The following is a 16,566-nucleotide window of genomic DNA, read 5'->3' on the forward strand; positions in this document are numbered from 1 at the left end:
AAAGAAAATGAAGATGAAGTTTAGTAAAGAGGTAACAATCGGTATCGTAACCATCATCAGCCTCGTATTGTTATATATCGGTGTGAATTATCTGAAAGGGATTAACCTCTTTCGCCCGGCCAATCATTATTACGTCGCCTGTTCGAATGTCAAAGACGTAACCATATCGAGTCCTGTTTTTGTCGAAGGCTTTAAGGTCGGACTCGTACGAAGTATTTCTTATGACTATTCAACAACCGGAAAGATTCTGGTTGAGATCAGTTTGGAAGAAAGTATGCGCATCAACAAAGGAAGCTATATTTCTCTGGAAAAAACACTGCTGAGCGGAGGCGAGCTGCATATCCATTTGAATAAATATGTAGACGAATACCTGAAATCCGGTGATACGCTCGAAGGGCGGTCTCCTGAAGATATGATGACATCGGTACAGGAGAAAATGCTTCCTCAAATTATCGACCTGCTCCCCAAATTGGATTCGATTCTGTATAGCTTGCAATTATTAGTCAGTCATCCGGCGCTCTCGCGGTCATTAGACCATATCGAAAAAACAACGGCCAGCCTTGAAGTCTCGTCACGGCAATTAAATCAATTACTCGGTAATGATGTGCCGGTGATTGCCTCAAATTTAAAAACGACAACCGATAATTTTGCAGTCTTGAGTGAGGAAATGAAAAATCTGAATTTAAAAGGCAGTATTCAGTTGTTGAATTTAACGATCGACAACTTGGGACAAACGACCACGAAATTAAATGCAAAAGACAACTCATTGGGGCTTTTACTTAACGATACATTGCTATATAACAATTTGAATAAGACGGTTATAAACGCTTCCGATCTGCTTATTGACTTGAAGCAGAACCCGAAACGGTATGTTCGTTTTTCATTGTTTTAGCTCCTTAAAAGCAAAACAAACTTAGAGCCATTCTATATTTAAAAAGGCTCTTGTTTTTTTGAAAATAGCACCGCCGACGGTTTATTGGCGAGTTTTTCGGAAAACAAAGAAAAACTTACGCAATGTGTAAAAAAGAACACGCCGGTATAAAATAGCCGTATTATCAAGAAGTCATGTTTTCGATGCAGTCATAAAACATAAGAAGTCAGCAGAATATACACAAATAACTATGATACAATCCCCTATTGACTATCAAGCTCCTTATACCGGGACACACCTCATTTTTTATTTTGAAAATAATGCCGACCTTTACAACTCGAAAATCGAATTGAATATTGTGAGATTATTTATATATTGTTAAAATATGGAATCAGACTGTCAATTATTATGGAGTAGATGCTTGTCCATTATCAAGGATATCGTACCGGAAGCGGCTTATAAGACATGGTTTTTGCCTATTGTCCCTTTGTCTTACGAAGATCGTAAGGTGACGATTCAGGTACCCAGCCCTTTCTTTTACGAGTATCTGGAAGCAAACTACGTCAGTGTACTCAAGATGACGATACCCCGTGTTTTTGGCGAGGGAACGATTTTGAATTACCGCGTAATGGTTGACCAAGGCTCTTCGGAGGGAACAGTAGATTACCCCACCGAAAACGGCGTTGCCGCTCCTCGACGGAATACGCCGCTCGATGTGAACAAAGTCCCGTTCACACCCTTTTCGCAGGTAGCTCCGCAAGATCTGGACTCACAATTGAACCGGAAATATACTTTTGAGACGTTTTTCGAAGGAGTCAGCAACAAATTGGCACGGACAGCCGGCGAAGCGATTGCGAATGATCCGGGAAAAACGACTTTCAATCCGTTATTTGTCTATGGACCGTCAGGGGTCGGGAAGACTCACCTCTGTCATGCCATCGGTGTCCGTATTCGGGAGCTACATCCCGAGAAACGTGTATTATACGTATCGGCTAACCGCTTTCGGATACAATATACGGATGCCGTACGAAAAAACACGTCGAACGACTTCCTGAATTTTTACCAAAGTCTGGATGTGTTGATTCTGGATGATATCCACGAACTCGTGGGACTCGTCAAAACACAGCAAGCCTTCTTTCACATATTCAACAACCTACACCAACTGGGTAAACAATTGGTATTGACGTCGGACAAGGCTCCGGTTGATATGCAGGGGATGGAAGAGCGACTGATTACCCGTCTGAAATGGGGGCTCACGGCCGAGTTAGGACGTCCCGACCCGGAATTACGCAGAAAAATTCTACGTAATAAGATTGCTCACGAAGGATTAGTTATTAACGAGGATGTGTTTAACTATATCGCCGACAACGTAACGGATAATGTTCGCGATCTGGAAGGTGTTTTAGTCTCTTTGATGGCTCATTCGTTGATAAATAATAAAAGTATTGACATGGCAATGGCTCAGCGGGTGATTGCCCAGACGGTGAGGATCGAAGAGAAGCAGCTTTCCATCGAGAAAATCCAAGAAACCGTATGTCATTATTTTAACCTCGAAGAGGCACTGATTCAGACGCCTTCGCGGAAAAGAGAAATTGTACAGGCACGTCAAATCACGATGTATTTGGCCAAGAAATATACCGAATCGTCGTTTTCGCATATCGGTAAAATTGTCGGAGGGAAAGACCATGCCACTGTTTTGCACGCTTGTAAGACGGTCAAAGATCAGATGGAAATAAATAAAACTTTCCGCTCGACGGTTGAAACCATTGAAGGCTGTTTAAGAAACTAACATCCAAGTGGTAATTAGCTTAAAATAAAAGAATATATCGTTTGACTGTCGGGTGAAAACGCATATATACTGCATGTTCCACCCGACAGTCAGTTTTTCGGGACGTTTTTATATTCTTTTGAATAAGTCCCTATTCGCTTTTCAGCGTTTTAACCGGATTGATCGTAGCGGCACGCCAACTTTGCCACGAGACCGCTGCAACCGAAAGCAGCAGTACAGATAATCCCGCCAACAGGAAAATCCACCAGTCAAGAGCGGTTTTGAACGCGAATATCTCAAGCCATTTTATCATCACCATATAGGCCCCCGGGACAGCCAATAGAAAGGCTAATCCTATCCAAAGTACAAAACGATAATTCAGCATACGAACAATGTCCGAAGGCTGTGCTCCATTTATTTTACGGATACCGATTTCTTTTGTCTTCCGTTTCACGATGAAAGCCATTACAATAATCAAGCCTAATGTAGCCACCAGCAAGCATAGTGCAGAAAAGATATGGGTCAGTTGTTCGGCATGCAATTCGTTGTAGTAGATGCCGTCGTATACATCATGCAGAAAAGTGTAGTGTGCCGGATAATCCGGATTGATTTGCTGCCAGACACGATTAAATGTGCGGAGAGCTTCCTCGGTATGATCGGGCGAGAGGTAGACCATCAGGCAATGTTGAAAGAGGGCACGTTGCAGTAGCAGTTGAGGAATTGCATCGTCGTAAGTCGTCGTATAGTTGAAATTTTCCGTTACCCCGACGATCGTTCCTTTATTAATATAATCGATCCCTCCTTTCCCGTGACGAATATGGAGCCGTTGTCCGATTGCTTCGTCGGGAGTATTGAATCCGAGTATTTCGGCTGCTTTTCGGTTGATAACGTACTCTTCTGTCAGGTCAAGTGCAGGTTTACCTTCTATCGAGTCAAAAAGCATTTGCTCTTCTTCTTCGAGGGTATGCAATCCTTTGCTAAAACCTGTCCCTGATAAAAGACGAATGCCGAAGAATGGAACAAAATCTTCACCGACAACGAGTACAGGGAGTCGTCGACCTTCTTCTTCGCTCTCTTGGTCGGTACGTACATACACGCCATCCCGAATGGCTGAACCGGGTAGTTGCATAGCCGAGGTAACCCGATGAATCTCGGGATGCTTAGCCAGTTCGGCTTTCAACAATCCGTAGCGTCGTATCACGCTCGACGGCTGTTCTCTCATCACCAAAACAGTGCGCTCTTTACCTCCGACCTGGCTGGTACGAATCAGCCCGATTTGTCGTGAAATGCATACACTCACAATGACTACAAACATAACAATTGCATATTGCCCGATCAACATATACCTGATATTCGGCAGTGCAAATTCTGTACCGTAGGGATGGAACTGCATACTTAAAAAGCGCGTAGAAGACATCTGACGGATAACCGGTATGACCGACGTTACCATCACCAAGATCGGAAATAAAGTACAAAGCAAGATGAATGCCTTTGTATTTGAAACAGCTTCGGAAAATAAACCGGGCATCACCGATTGTGCCGAAAGCAGCCCGGCAAGCACCGCTGTACTTCCCAGAATGAGCGCCAGCAAGCATTCGTCCCAAAAGACGCGCCACGACGATGCTCCGTTAAGCCGTAACAACTGATAATATCGGCGGTTGAACGAAAAAATCAGTCCGGCATTCAGCCAAAGGTTGAAGAGAACAATCAATAACAGAAGTAGGTTGGCGCCGGCAATCAGATAAATATAATAGATGTTACTGTTGGGTTCGTGTTCACGCTGAAAATGGCTATGCAAATGAATATCGGTCAGCGGAAACAGCAAAGGGGATACCTTACGCGGAGCATTACTGTTCAGTTTTTCCAGATTGGCGGCAATGCCTTGTTCCAAGTCAGCTATATTAGTCTGAGGATGGAGCAACAGATAAACATATGAAAACATGCTCGTGGCATCGTCCGGTAAATGGACAAGTAAATCCGTATGGAAGTGAGACGTTTCCGGAAAATCTTCAAAAACGCCGCTGATAAACACTTTACGGTCGGGAAATTTACGTCCGTTAACAAGCTCCAACTCTTTCCCTATGGGGGAAGTGTCGCCAAACAGTCGATTTGCATAACTGCGGCTGATTACGGCTTTCTCCGGAGCGTTCAGGACGGTATGCGGATCACCGTCCAAAAGGCTAAAATCAAACACCTCAAAGAAATTTTTACTTACAAAATAGAAATGATCCGTCAGATAATTTTTTCCTTCGTGTCTTAACTCTCCGCTCTCGGCTTTATGCATCCTGACGACGGCTTCTATTCCTGTGATGCCTGCTAATGCCGCATCGGATGGTCCGAATCCGTAGATACGCACATCGGTCGGTTCGTTTTCTGTTTGAAAAGATAACCGGACGATCTGCTCGGCATGTCGGTGAAACTGGTCATAGCTTGTTTCTTTGCGGATATAGGCATACGAAAGCAACAGACATGCAAAAATAACTGATAACCCCAACAAGTTGACTAATCGCAATGATTTACTTTTTTTCAATCGTCTTAATAACATCTTCTTTCGTTTTTTAGATTCTTCCGATTATATTCTTTCAAAAATGATGCCAATATGCTAAATTCTCAATAAATCAAATCGTTGTGAAGATTTTACTTGCTTTAAAGTGTCCAAAAATTAGACACAGCCGTCTAATTTTTGGACACTTTTTAGTCTTTTGTACCAATGTCTCGAAAAACTTTTTAGCTTCAATTAGGTGCTTTGACTGAAACCGACTTAAGGAATATATAAAAAACAACATGCTGCTTGGGGGTATAGAAAAATGACTTTCAGGTTAATATAACGAAAAGGCCGCCTCGTTATAGATTCGAGACGGCCTTCTTTTAATTTTGTTACGAAGTCGATTAAACCGTAGTAACTCTTTTTTCTTTGATACGTGCTTTCTTTCCGGTAAGCTTGCGCAAATAATACAATTTGGAACGACGAACTTTACCGACTTTGTTAAGCACAATGCTTTCAATAAAAGGAGATTCGATCGGGAAGATTCTTTCTACTCCGACATTTTCCGACATTTTCCGAACCGTGAAACGCTTTTTGTCACCCTGCCCCGAAATGCGAATTACTACGCCCCGGTACTGCTGAATACGCTCTTTGTTTCCTTCTTTGATTCGATACGAAACTGTAATCGTATCGCCGCTTTTAAATGCGGGATGTTCTTTTTTCGTAGCAAATGCTTCCTCTGCAACTTTAATTAAATCCATTGTTTATAGCTCTTTATATGTTTATAATTCGAACAAAACGCAACATAACGGGTCTCACTCTTTCCCGACAGCGATTACGTAAAGCGGCTGCAAAGATATAAAAAAAACAGATATACACGCATTTTCAAGGTGTGTTTTTATGTCTGTTCGAGCAAGAAAAGGCGCTTGTATCATCGCTTGTTGATAAAAAGCAAACGAATTATTCTTGTTTTTTGTCCCCCGGCGTGTATTTTTGCGGGATATAAAAACGTAACGCATGAATAAGATCAATTGTATTTTGCTGTTTTGCCTGCTTGGGTTGAATATGACGTCGCAAGTAGAGCCTGCCTTATTTCGGAAAGCGGATAAAGCGAAGATGAATCACTGGGTCGATTCGGTATACCGCACAATGACGGAAGATGAACGAATAGGACAATTATTTATGGTCATAGCCGAGCCTAAGTCGGATGCGGCCAACATGCGAAAGATCGAAGGTTACATCACGAATCAAAAAGTGGGCGGCGTACTTTTTCACAAAGGAAATCCGTTGACACAGGCCGAAGTGACGAATCGACTGCAAAAAGTTGCGCGCGTACCGCTGTTTATCGCTCTCGACGGGGAGTGGGGCTTATCGATGCGCCTGAGCGAAACGACGCGGTTTCCCAAAAACATGATGTTAGGGGCCATTGAAGACATCCGTCTGATTGAAGCTTACGGCGCCGAAGTCGGACGACAATGCCGAGAGATGGGCATCCATATCAACTTCGCACCGACCATCGACGTGAACAGCAATACGGACAATCCCGTCATCGGTCTCCGCTCGTTCGGCGAAGATCCCGATGCTGTGGCGGAAAAAGGCGTAGCGTATGCGCGCGGACTTGAAAGCACAGGCATCTTCTCCGTTGCGAAACATTTTCCGGGACACGGTGATACCTCGGACGATTCGCATCATACTTTACCCGTTTTACGCCGTTCGATGAAAGAGATGGACAGCATTGAGCTGTCTCCTTTCCGTCATTATATCAAGGCCGGATTTGCAGGTATGATGACGGCTCATCTGTATGTGCCGGCACTCGACAAAAAGCAGAAACGGGCGGCTTCGATGTCGGATGCAGTCGTTACGGAGTTGCTGCAGAAGAAAGACGGCTTTCAGGGACTTTGCTTTACGGATGCTTTGGCCATGAAAGGCGCCGAGCGCAACAAGCAGGACAGCCCTTCGGTTCTGGCATTAAAGGCCGGTAACGATATTGCTCTCGCCCCGAACAAACTGGCCAAAGAAATAGAAGCCGTAAAAGCAGCGATTACCGACGGAACACTTAGCAAAAATGATATCGCTTCGAAGTGTAAAAAGATTTTGTCGTACAAATACATTGCCGGATTGAACAATTATCGTCCGATTAAAATCGCAGGTCTGTCCGAACGGCTAAACTCTGCCTATGCCACTTGGCTCGCTGCCAAGTTGAACGAAGAATCGATTACGTTATTAAAAAACGAATCGGACTATCTGCCTCTGAAACAACTTGAAAAGAAAAAGATTGCTTTGCTTTCCATCGGCGATTTATATGACGAAGAGTTTCAATCGACACTGGGTAAATACGATGCCATTGACCATTACAGAATCACGCTTTCGACGAAGGAAGCCGAAATCGAGACCATTGTTCGTGATTTAGAAAAATATGATGTGATTATTTGTGGTGTCTATACGGTACGAATCAACGAGCATCCGGCATTAGCCAAACTCGCCGCACGAAAAGACTGGGTATATGTCTTCTTTACCCTGCCTTATTTTTGCAAAGAGTATAAAGTCTCTATCAAGCATGCTAAGGCTGTAGTCATGGCGTATGAAGGGACTCCGTTCGCACAGAACTATGCAGCGCAAGCGGTGTTCGGAGGTATTCCGACGAAGGGCAAACTGGCTGTCACCATCCCCGGTATGTTTTATGCGGGAACGGGTATCTTTACGGAAAAGACACGTTTGGGGTATCATCTTCCCGAAGAGGTGGGGATGGATGCCGCCCGTCTGGCAGAAATCGATGCCATTGTAAAGGAAGGATTGAGTAAAGAGGCCTATCCGGGATGCCAAGTACTGGTAGCCAAGAACGGAACAATTGTATACGACAAATCGTTCGGATATTATGACTACCAACGGAAGCAGAAAGTAACGAGCCGCTCGGTGTATGATCTCGCATCGGTTTCAAAAGCAACCGGCACCCTGTTGGCCGTGATGAAAACTTACGACGACCGGTTGATCACGTTGAACAACCCTGTTTCTTCCTATATCCCGTCCTTGCGAGAAAGCAACAAAGTGCATCTGACGGTTGAAGAGCTGTTGTATCATCAGTCCGGCATCGTACCGTCCATTCCTTTTTACATGGATGCCATCGATGAAAAAAGTTATACCGGCAAGCTGTACAGCCGTACCCAAAGCGCTACACATCCCGTACGTCTGGATGCGCAGACTTATGCTCGCAACGACTTCAAGTTCTTCCCTCATCTCATATCGGAGACGAAAAAGCCGGGCTTCACCGCCGAAGCTGCGAAGCATATCTATGTACATGATTCGTTCAAGGACGTCATCATGCAAAAGATTAAAGACTCGAAGCTCGGTGAGCGCGGGAAATACAAATACAGTTGCATAAACTTTATTCTGCTGAAGATGATGGTTGAGCAACAAACCGGGCAACCGATGGACAAGCTCTTGCAGGCTCATTTTTTCGATCGGCTGGGAGCACGCACAACGACTTACAACCCCCTGCATAAAATGGATACGATGGTGATTGTCCCGACCGAGAACGATGAGTTTATACGTCGGCAGTTGCTGCGTGGTTACGTACATGACGAGGCGGCAGCCTTTCAGGGTGGCGTTTCGGGAAATGCCGGCCTGTTCTCCAATGCGGGCGATCTGGCCAAGCTGTTGCAATTGTATTTAAATAAAGGTACGTATGGCGGCGAATCGTATCTTTCTGCCGAGACGTGCAAACTCTTTACGCAAAGCAAAAGTCCCACTTGCCGTCGCGGGTTGGGATTCGACAAGCCCGATACCGGCAATCCGGACGCATCGCCTTGTGGGCTATTGGCGCCTGCTTCGGTTTACGGACACACCGGATATACCGGAACGGCCTTCTGGGTAGACCCCGAGAACGAATTGATTTATATCTTTTTGAGCAACCGGGTGCATCCCACACGCGCTAACGGGAAACTGTCATCGCTCGAAATCCGCACACGCATTCAGGACGCGATTTATCGCGCGATAAAGAAATAAAAAAGGGGCTGTCCGCAAAGTCTTCGACTCGATCGGACAGCCCCTTTTCTTTTCCTGTTGACGTGTAGCTCTTATTCAATTCTTTTGCTGTTCTTATTCAGGAAAATATGACCAACATATCCTAAAAGAACGAGCACAAGACCTAAAACAAGCATGACATTACTACCTGCGCTTCCGCTTATTGCAGGGATTGCCAATATGACCACTCCAATCAGGAGAACAAGAACTCCTAAATACTTTAATGCACTCATGGTTTGATATTTTAATTATTATTACATGCTAATTTTAAGCACAAATAAAGGAATAATTCTTCGATTCGAAAAATATTTCGGCAAAAAAATGATGAAATGAATCAAATAACCTTTTATATTTGCCCTTGAAAAAAGACAAACAGATGTTGAGAATACTTTATACCGTTTATTTCTGGTTGATCGCAGCCCCTGTTTTTGTGGTGCATACCATTCTGACCGCCCTGATCGTTACGGTAGGCTGCCTGCTGGGAGGAGAAAAATTTTTTTCGTTCTATCCGGGGATGTTTTGGTCGAAGGTGACGTGCTGGCTGGCCATGTGTCCGGTCAAAGTACGCGGACGCGAACACCTGCGTAAGGGGCAGTCGTATGTATTTGTGGCCAATCATCAGGGGGCATTCGACATTTTTCTGATATACGGTTTTCTCGGTGTCCCCATGAAATGGATGATGAAGCAGGGGCTGGCTAAAATTCCTTTCGTGGGATATGCCTGTCGTGCGGCAGGATTTATTTTTGTCGACAATTCTTCGCCGAAAGCAGCGCGACGCAGTATCGCCGAAGCCGAAGAGAAGCTTAAAAACGGAGCGTCATTGACTGTCTTTCCGGAAGGATCGCGATCGGAAACGGGAAAAGTCGGACGTTTTAAGAAAGGCGCTTTTCAGATAGCGTTAGACCTCCATCTGCCGATTGTTCCCATTACACTGAACGGCCCTTATCATGTGTTACCGATCGGATCGTGGCGTGTGCGGCCTCATCGCATGGAGATGGTGATTCATCCGCCGATTTACGACACTGAACAACCGGCCGATACCTCTCACTTACAGCAATTGGCCGATACTACCAAACAAATCATCATATCTGCTCTTTGGGAGGAGTTCAGGTAGTTTAGCGGCCGGTTGTGCCTGATAAAATGGAGTGCCTGCCACTTCGCGCTCCGAGGTTCGGATAAACGGAAAAAGGCAAAAAAGCGCTACCTTTGCCGGTCGGAAAAAAAGAAGAAAGATGATATCAATCGAAGGACTGACCGTCGAGTTCGGCGGTTTCACGCTGTTGGACGGCTTGTCGTTTGTCGTCAACCGCAAAGACCGCATTGCGCTGGTGGGAAAGAACGGGGCGGGGAAGTCGACGTTGCTGAAGATTCTCGCCGGCATGCAGCAACCTACACGCGGTACGGTGAGTATCCCGCGCGAGACGACGGTCGGCTATCTGCCGCAGCAAATGCAGCTGTCAGACACGCGTTCGGTGCGTGAAGAGACGGAACAGGCTTTCGCGCATATCCACGCAACGGATGCGGAGATTAAACGCATAAACCTTGAACTGTCGCAGCGTATGGACTATGAGTCGGAAGCGTTTCAGAAACTGATCGACCGGATGACGTGGCTCACCGAACAGTTTCAGATGATGGGGGGCGCGAATTATCATGCCGAGCTGGAGCGTACGTTGTTCGGGCTGGGCTTTACGCGCGAGGACCTCGAGCGTCCGACGGCGGAGTTCAGCGGCGGGTGGCGCATGCGTATCGAACTCGCCAAGCTACTCTTGCGACGCCCCGACGTACTGCTGCTCGACGAGCCAACGAACCATCTCGACATCGAATCGATTCAATGGCTGGAGTCATTCATGGCTACGTCGGCCAACGCCGTGATTCTCGTGTCGCACGACCGCGCGTTCATCAACAACACGACGCACCGCACACTCGAAATCGAATTGGGGCATATCTATGATTATAAGGTGAAGTACGACGAGTATGTCGTGCTGCGTCGCGAGCGCCGCGAGCAGCAGCAGCGCGCTTACGAGAACCAGCAGAAGATGCTGGCCGATACGGAAGCCTTTATCGAGCGGTTCCGTTATAAGGCGACGAAGGCCGTACAGGTGCAGTCGCGCATCAAGCAGCTTGCCAAGGTAGAGCGCATCGAGGTGGACGAGGAAGACCATGCGATGCTGCATCTTAAATTCCCTCCCGCGCCACGCTCCGGCTCGTATCCGGTGACGGTAGAGAACCTGAGCAAGCGCTACGGCGATCATCTGGTGTTTGCCGACGCCACGTTTACGATTCATCGCGGCGACAAGGTGGCGTTTGTAGGCAAGAACGGCGAGGGAAAATCGACGCTCGTGAAGTGCATCATGGGCGAGATCACCGACTATGGAGGTACGCTACAGCTCGGGCACAACGTCCGTACGGGATATTTCGCGCAGAATCAGGCGCAGTTGCTCGACGAGAGCAAAACCGTTTTCGAGACGATCGATTACGTGGCGCAGGGCGATATCCGCACGAAGATACGCGACATATTGGGCGCGTTCATGTTCGGCGGCGAAGCGTCGGACAAGAAAGTGGGCGTACTCTCGGGCGGCGAGCGCAGCCGGCTGGCCATGATCCGCCTGCTGCTCGAACCGGTCAATTTACTGATTCTCGACGAGCCGACGAACCACCTCGACATGCGCTCGAAGGATGTTCTGAAGGAAGCGTTGCGTGAATTTGACGGCACGCTGATCGTCGTGTCGCACGACCGGGAGTTTCTGGACGGGCTCGTAGATAAGGTCTATGAGTTCGGGAACAAGCGCGTGCGAGAACATCTGGGCGGTATCTACGAATTTTTGGAGCGTCGCAAGCTGGAGACGTTGCAGGAGTTGGAGCGCAAAACGCAGTCGTCGGTGTCCGTGGGGGAGGTCTCGCCTTCGCAGCCGGCCGGCGCGGCCGGAAAAGCGCCCGACGCAAAGCCGCAGGCCGCGCGCTCGTACGAAGAGCAGAAGGAGCGGGCGCGGCGTTTGCGTAAATTGGAAAAGGCGGTAGCCGATGCCGAACAGGAGATTATGACGTTAGAAGAGGAGATCGCCACGCTCGAAGCACGCATGGCCACCCCCGAAGGAGCGGCGGAAACTGCGCTCTACACCGAGCACGGAAGGCTGAAAACGGCGCTTTCGGAAGCGATGGACCGCTGGACGGAGGCTTCCGAGGCGCTGGCGGAAGTCTCCGAGTCGTAACGCGTACGGGCGTTGATCGCCGCGTTACTTCACGACGTAGATCATCTTCGCGTACTGCGTTACGCGAAAGGCGCCGAACGGGTTCTGTTTCGGGTCCGGTTCGTAGACCACGTTGCCGTAAACGCGCGAAGGATACGTAAACATGGGGCGTCCTCGTTGGGCATTGTCGAGCGAGTTGGCGGTAAGCAGATCCATGAATAGCCGGTATGGCTTCGAGACGCGGTAGAGGGTGAACTCCACTTCATCGCCCCTGACGAACTTTCCGCCGATGTTGGAACCGGTGAAGGACAGCGATATTTTGCCGTCGCTGTAAAACTTGTCGTCTACGGCGTAGACACGCGATTTCCTGTCATTCTCTTTCATGTATGCCACTTTGATCATAAAGTGGTTGTCGCCGTCGGTTTGGGTCGGGAACGTGAGGCGGAGCGCGATTTGATCTTTGGTGAAGCCTCCGTCGCTGCGTTGGGTGATGTTGCTTTCGGTAAGCTCCGGTACTTCGCGCATGTGGTCTTCCGCAGTATAGCGTTTGCCGTTATAATCGATCGTGAGCCGGTAATTCTTGTCGAGCTCGGGCTTGAAATCGTTGCATACGTACTCGCCTTCGGTCTGCTCGGTGAAGGTATACGTTTCGTTTTCGGCGGCGGTAACGAATACTGTGGCGCCGGTCGCTTTTTTCGGTTCCCGGTTCGTGTAGTAGTCGGCCGTGTAAGAGAGGCGTATTGTTTGCGCATTGCCCGGTTGCCCTTTTTCCCAGTCGAGCGCGGCGTCTACGACGAGCTGTTGCTGTTGGGAGTCGAGTTTCAGGTCTATCACTTCTTCGCAGCCGGTGCAAAGAGCGAGGAGTAAGACAAAAGAAAGAAATGCTTTCATTTTCGTTCAGAATGTAAAATTATACGTAATGCTTGGAATGATGCCGAAGATGGAGAGTTTCACGGCCTCGTTGCGCCGCGTCTCTTCGTTCCGGCGGAAGAAGATCGAATTGGCGTTCTTCCGGTTGTAGACATTGTAGACGCCCAATACCCATTCGCTTTTCCAGCGTTTGTTCGGCTTGTGACGCGGGGTATAAACAACCGAGAGGTCGAGACGGTGGTACGTGGGCAACCGGTATTCGTTCCGTTTGCTGTAGTTCGGGATCGTCATGTCGAAATATTGGTACTGTCCTACGGGGAAGTTGGCAGGCAGTCCGCTTTGCAGGCTGAACACTCCGCCGAACGACCATTGCGGCGTGAGGGCGTACATGGCGGTAACGGAGAGATCGTGCGGTTTATCGTAAGGCGTACTGTACCAGTCGCCGTAGTTGATACCGATCTCTTCGGGTGTGCGTCCCGGCGTTCTCTGTTCCGATTTGGAGAGGGTATAGCCGATCCATCCGGTCAGCTTGCCTTTGTTTTTCCGCAGCAAAATTTCTAATCCGTAGGCGCGGCTGTGGGCGGGCAATACAACCCGCTCGATCGCTTCGTTCGCCACAAGATCTGCCCCGTCGATGTATTCGAGACGGTTTTCCACATCCTTATAATAGGCTTCGACTTCGAGGCTGTAAGCATCGTTGGCCAGATTCGAGGCTATCCCGACGGCATATTGGTTGGCCTTTTGCGGGAGCATGAAGCGGTTGCTTGGCGCCCACACATCGAGCGGAGTAGGAGAAGAAGTATTGGAAATCAGATGGAGGTACTGCGCCGTGCGCGTATAGCTGGCTTTGAGAGAATGATGGTCGTTAAAGGCATACGAGAGCGCCAAACGCGGTTCGAGGTTGAAGAAAGGGTCAATCACTTCTCCTTTGCCGTAATGTTTCTTTCCGGTAGGCGTAGCCATGCGGTAAGTTAGCGTATATTGATCGAAAAGCACCGCCTGATCGTTGGCGTACACGTTGATATCCTGTTCGCCTAAGTGGAGAAAGGAACTGAAGCGCAGTCCGTACGAAACGGTGAGCGCTTTTGTCAACGTATGTTCCGCGTCGACGTATATCCCGCTCTCCAACGCGTATTTATGAGGCAGGAGTTTCTCTCGGATGGCCGAGCCGGGTCCCGTAGGATAGAGCTTACCGGGGTTAAAGGCGTAGTAAAGCCCTTGCAAACCGTACGAAAGGTTGATCTTATCGGATAAGTAATGTTTGAAATCGTATTTCACGTTTACGTTCTTGATGCCCGAATCCCACTGAAACTCGACAGGCGCGAGCTTGAATCCGTAATAGTAATCGCTGTAGATAAGCGAGAGATTGGAAAAGAGCCGGTCGTTGAAAAGATGGTTCCAACGCAGGTTGAAGAGGGCGTTTCCGTAGACGTTGGTGAGGAAGCCGTTCAGATCGAACATATCGCGCCCGAAGTATCCCGACAAATAAAGCCGGTTGCGGTCGTTCAGGCGGTAGCTCAGCTTCGTATTGAGGTCGTAGAAGTAAGCGGAGTTTTTGTTGTTCCTCAGTTTCAGAAAGAGGTGCGCGTATGAGGCGCGTCCGCCTATGAGGAAAGACCCTTTTCCCTTCGTCACGGGGCCTTCGGCCAACAGCCGCGACGAGAGCAGCCCGATACCGCCCGTGGCGCCGAACCGGTTTTGGTTGCCGTCCTTCTGATAAATGTCGAGGACGGACGAGATGCGTCCGCCGTAGCGTGCCGGGATACTGCCTTTGTAGAGTTTCATATCGCGAATGGCGTCGGCGTTGAAGACGCTCAGAAAGCCGAACAGATGCGAGGCGTTAAAGACGGCCGCTTCGTCGAGTAGGATCAGGTTCTGGTCTGCCGCTCCGCCTCTGACGTTAAAGCCCGACGACGTTTCGCCGGCGTTGCTTACGCCCGGCAGGTATTGCAACGTTTTCAGGACATCGACCTCGCCGATCAGCACGGGCAGCTTTTTGACCGTCGGCAGCGGCAGCGAGACGAGACTCATCTGCGGGCTGCGAATCTCGGCTTTATCCGTCCGGTTGGCTACGATCTCGACGGCCGAGAGTTGAATGCTTTCGTCCGAGAGTCGGTAGTCTTTACGAATGTTTTTATTCAATTCAATCGTCTCGGTAATCGTTTCATAGCCCAGATAAATTACAGAGACGGTGTAGGTGCCCTCGGGCAGAGTGATGGAAAAGAATCCGTATTCGTTAGTACTCGTTCCCGTTTGCCCGTCGCCGATGACGAAATTCACTCCCGGGAGGCTTTCTCCGCTGGCGGCGTCGGAAACCGTGCCGCTAAGCGTGTATTTCTGCTGTGCCTGAAGCGCCAAGCTCAAAGCAGCCAGCAGGATCATGAAGATTATTCTTTGCATTCTTGTCGAAATAAATTTCGGCAAAGATAGAAAAATCCCGGACAGCGACTTCCGGGATTTTCTTTTTTAAATATCGTTCACGAGCGGCGCTTCGGCGTTCCCTCCGTCAGCCGTCGTTCACGGTCTGTTCAATCGTCACCCGACGATCGTGGCGCTTACAGGTACGCTCCATGGCCCTGTTTCTCCTCGCTTGTTTACCCATCGCAGCCAGTAATAGACAATCTTGCCGGCGTCGGAGCCATTGTATTTGATCAGGTGCGGCGTGGCCGTATCCGTTCCCATGAACTTCAGTTCATCTTCCGATACAGGCGCGTCACCGCCTATTTTGATCCAAATCTGGCATCCGTACACCCCTTGGGGCTTGGCCCGGCTTGTCGGGGTGGCGCTGTCGACGAACGACACGCGATGCTGCAAACGTACCGAGAAATCAATCTTGGCAACAGGTTGGGTCGTAGGCACTACCACCGATGTCGGCGTCTTGTCGCGCGAAGACAATCCCAGCGATACGCGTTCGGCGTCGCTGATTTTGCTGTTGTTCAGAATATACTCCGCGAAGAAGTTTCGCATCTGCGAGGTATATCGTTCCATCAGCACGTTCTTCTGCTCGACAATGTATGACGAACGCAGCTTCTTATCGGCATAGCTCGGATAAAAAGCATTCCATTCTTCGTGCAGTACCACAATGAGATTAAGGGCTTCGCCCGGAATCCCCCACGGAACCTGATTCTCTTTGACTTTTTTGATAGCCTGTTCCTGCCAGTCGTTAAAGGCGGCAACGGCTACGGGAATATAATGTTTTCCCATATCAAAATACGTTTTAAGTGAAACTTTAATCTAATCAATAAAAATACAAGATTCGCTTACGGAGCGCCTGTACAAAGCCTTGGAACGTTGTCGTTCGGGAATTTTAACAAAGCTCGCAGTCGCGGAAACTGAGGTTTCCGTAGCAGAAACTGAGGTTTCC

11 protein-coding genes are annotated in these 16,566 nt (G+C 48.5%); 5 read left to right on the forward strand and 6 right to left on the reverse strand.

The features are described from left to right. Window positions 1–7 precede the first annotated feature (7 nt). Window positions 8–892: an MlaD family protein gene (locus Q4A89_RS01575; RefSeq protein ID WP_303183220.1), complete on the forward strand. Its 885-nt coding sequence runs from the start codon at window positions 8–10 to the stop codon at window positions 890–892. A 364-nt stretch (window positions 893–1,256) separates the two neighbouring features. Next, a complete protein-coding gene (dnaA, locus tag Q4A89_RS01580) occupies window positions 1,257–2,660 on the forward strand; it encodes a chromosomal replication initiator protein DnaA (RefSeq protein ID WP_303183221.1) in 1,404 nt (467 codons plus the stop codon). Between the two features lie 130 nt (window positions 2,661–2,790). Here the strand turns inward: dnaA and Q4A89_RS01585 are convergent, their stop codons facing one another. Both Q4A89_RS01585 and rplS read right to left on the reverse strand, forming a co-directional pair. Then, window positions 2,791–5,184, reverse strand: coding sequence for an ABC transporter permease (locus Q4A89_RS01585; RefSeq protein WP_303183222.1), 2,394 nt, complete (start codon window positions 5,182–5,184; stop codon window positions 2,791–2,793). A 344-nt stretch (window positions 5,185–5,528) separates the two neighbouring features. Continuing rightward, on the reverse strand, window positions 5,529–5,885 hold the full coding sequence (rplS, locus tag Q4A89_RS01590; protein ID WP_303183224.1) for a 50S ribosomal protein L19: 357 nt from the start codon (window positions 5,883–5,885) through the stop codon (window positions 5,529–5,531). Between the two features lie 256 nt (window positions 5,886–6,141). Between rplS and Q4A89_RS01595 the strand changes: the two genes are divergently transcribed. Beyond that, a complete protein-coding gene (locus Q4A89_RS01595) occupies window positions 6,142–9,126 on the forward strand; it encodes a glycoside hydrolase family 3 N-terminal domain-containing protein (protein WP_303183226.1) in 2,985 nt (994 codons plus the stop codon). 71 nt (window positions 9,127–9,197) lie between these two features. Here Q4A89_RS01595 and Q4A89_RS01600 read toward each other — a convergent pair whose 3' ends face one another. After that, window positions 9,198–9,377, reverse strand: coding sequence for a hypothetical protein (locus tag Q4A89_RS01600; RefSeq protein ID WP_303183228.1), 180 nt, complete (start codon window positions 9,375–9,377; stop codon window positions 9,198–9,200). A gap of 143 nt (window positions 9,378–9,520) precedes the next feature. Here Q4A89_RS01600 and Q4A89_RS01605 point away from each other — a divergent pair, with 143 nt between their 5' ends. After that, a complete protein-coding gene (locus Q4A89_RS01605; RefSeq protein WP_303183229.1) occupies window positions 9,521–10,258 on the forward strand; it encodes a 1-acyl-sn-glycerol-3-phosphate acyltransferase in 738 nt (245 codons plus the stop codon). Window positions 10,259–10,376: 118 nt separating this feature from the next. Next, a complete protein-coding gene (locus Q4A89_RS01610; RefSeq protein ID WP_303183230.1) occupies window positions 10,377–12,353 on the forward strand; it encodes an ABC-F family ATP-binding cassette domain-containing protein in 1,977 nt (658 codons plus the stop codon). Window positions 12,354–12,377: 24 nt separating this feature from the next. On the opposite strand, the gene Q4A89_RS01615 is transcribed toward Q4A89_RS01610, so the two are convergent. From Q4A89_RS01615 to Q4A89_RS01625, 3 genes are all read right to left on the reverse strand, one after another. Beyond that, window positions 12,378–13,223, reverse strand: a complete 846-nt coding sequence (locus Q4A89_RS01615; protein ID WP_303183232.1) for a DUF4249 domain-containing protein — start codon at window positions 13,221–13,223, stop codon at window positions 12,378–12,380. 6 nt (window positions 13,224–13,229) lie between these two features. Further along, entirely contained in the window at window positions 13,230–15,602 is a 2,373-nt protein-coding gene (locus Q4A89_RS01620) for a TonB-dependent receptor (RefSeq protein WP_303183233.1), read from the reverse strand. Window positions 15,603–15,737: 135 nt separating this feature from the next. After that, window positions 15,738–16,406 (reverse strand): hypothetical protein, encoded by a 669-nt coding sequence (locus Q4A89_RS01625; protein WP_303183235.1) that lies wholly within the window; start codon window positions 16,404–16,406, stop codon window positions 15,738–15,740. Between the last annotated feature and the right edge of the window lie 160 nt (window positions 16,407–16,566).

Source organism: Tannerella sp., from assembly GCF_030528505.1.
In the GTDB taxonomy this organism is placed as follows: domain Bacteria; phylum Bacteroidota; class Bacteroidia; order Bacteroidales; family Tannerellaceae; genus Tannerella.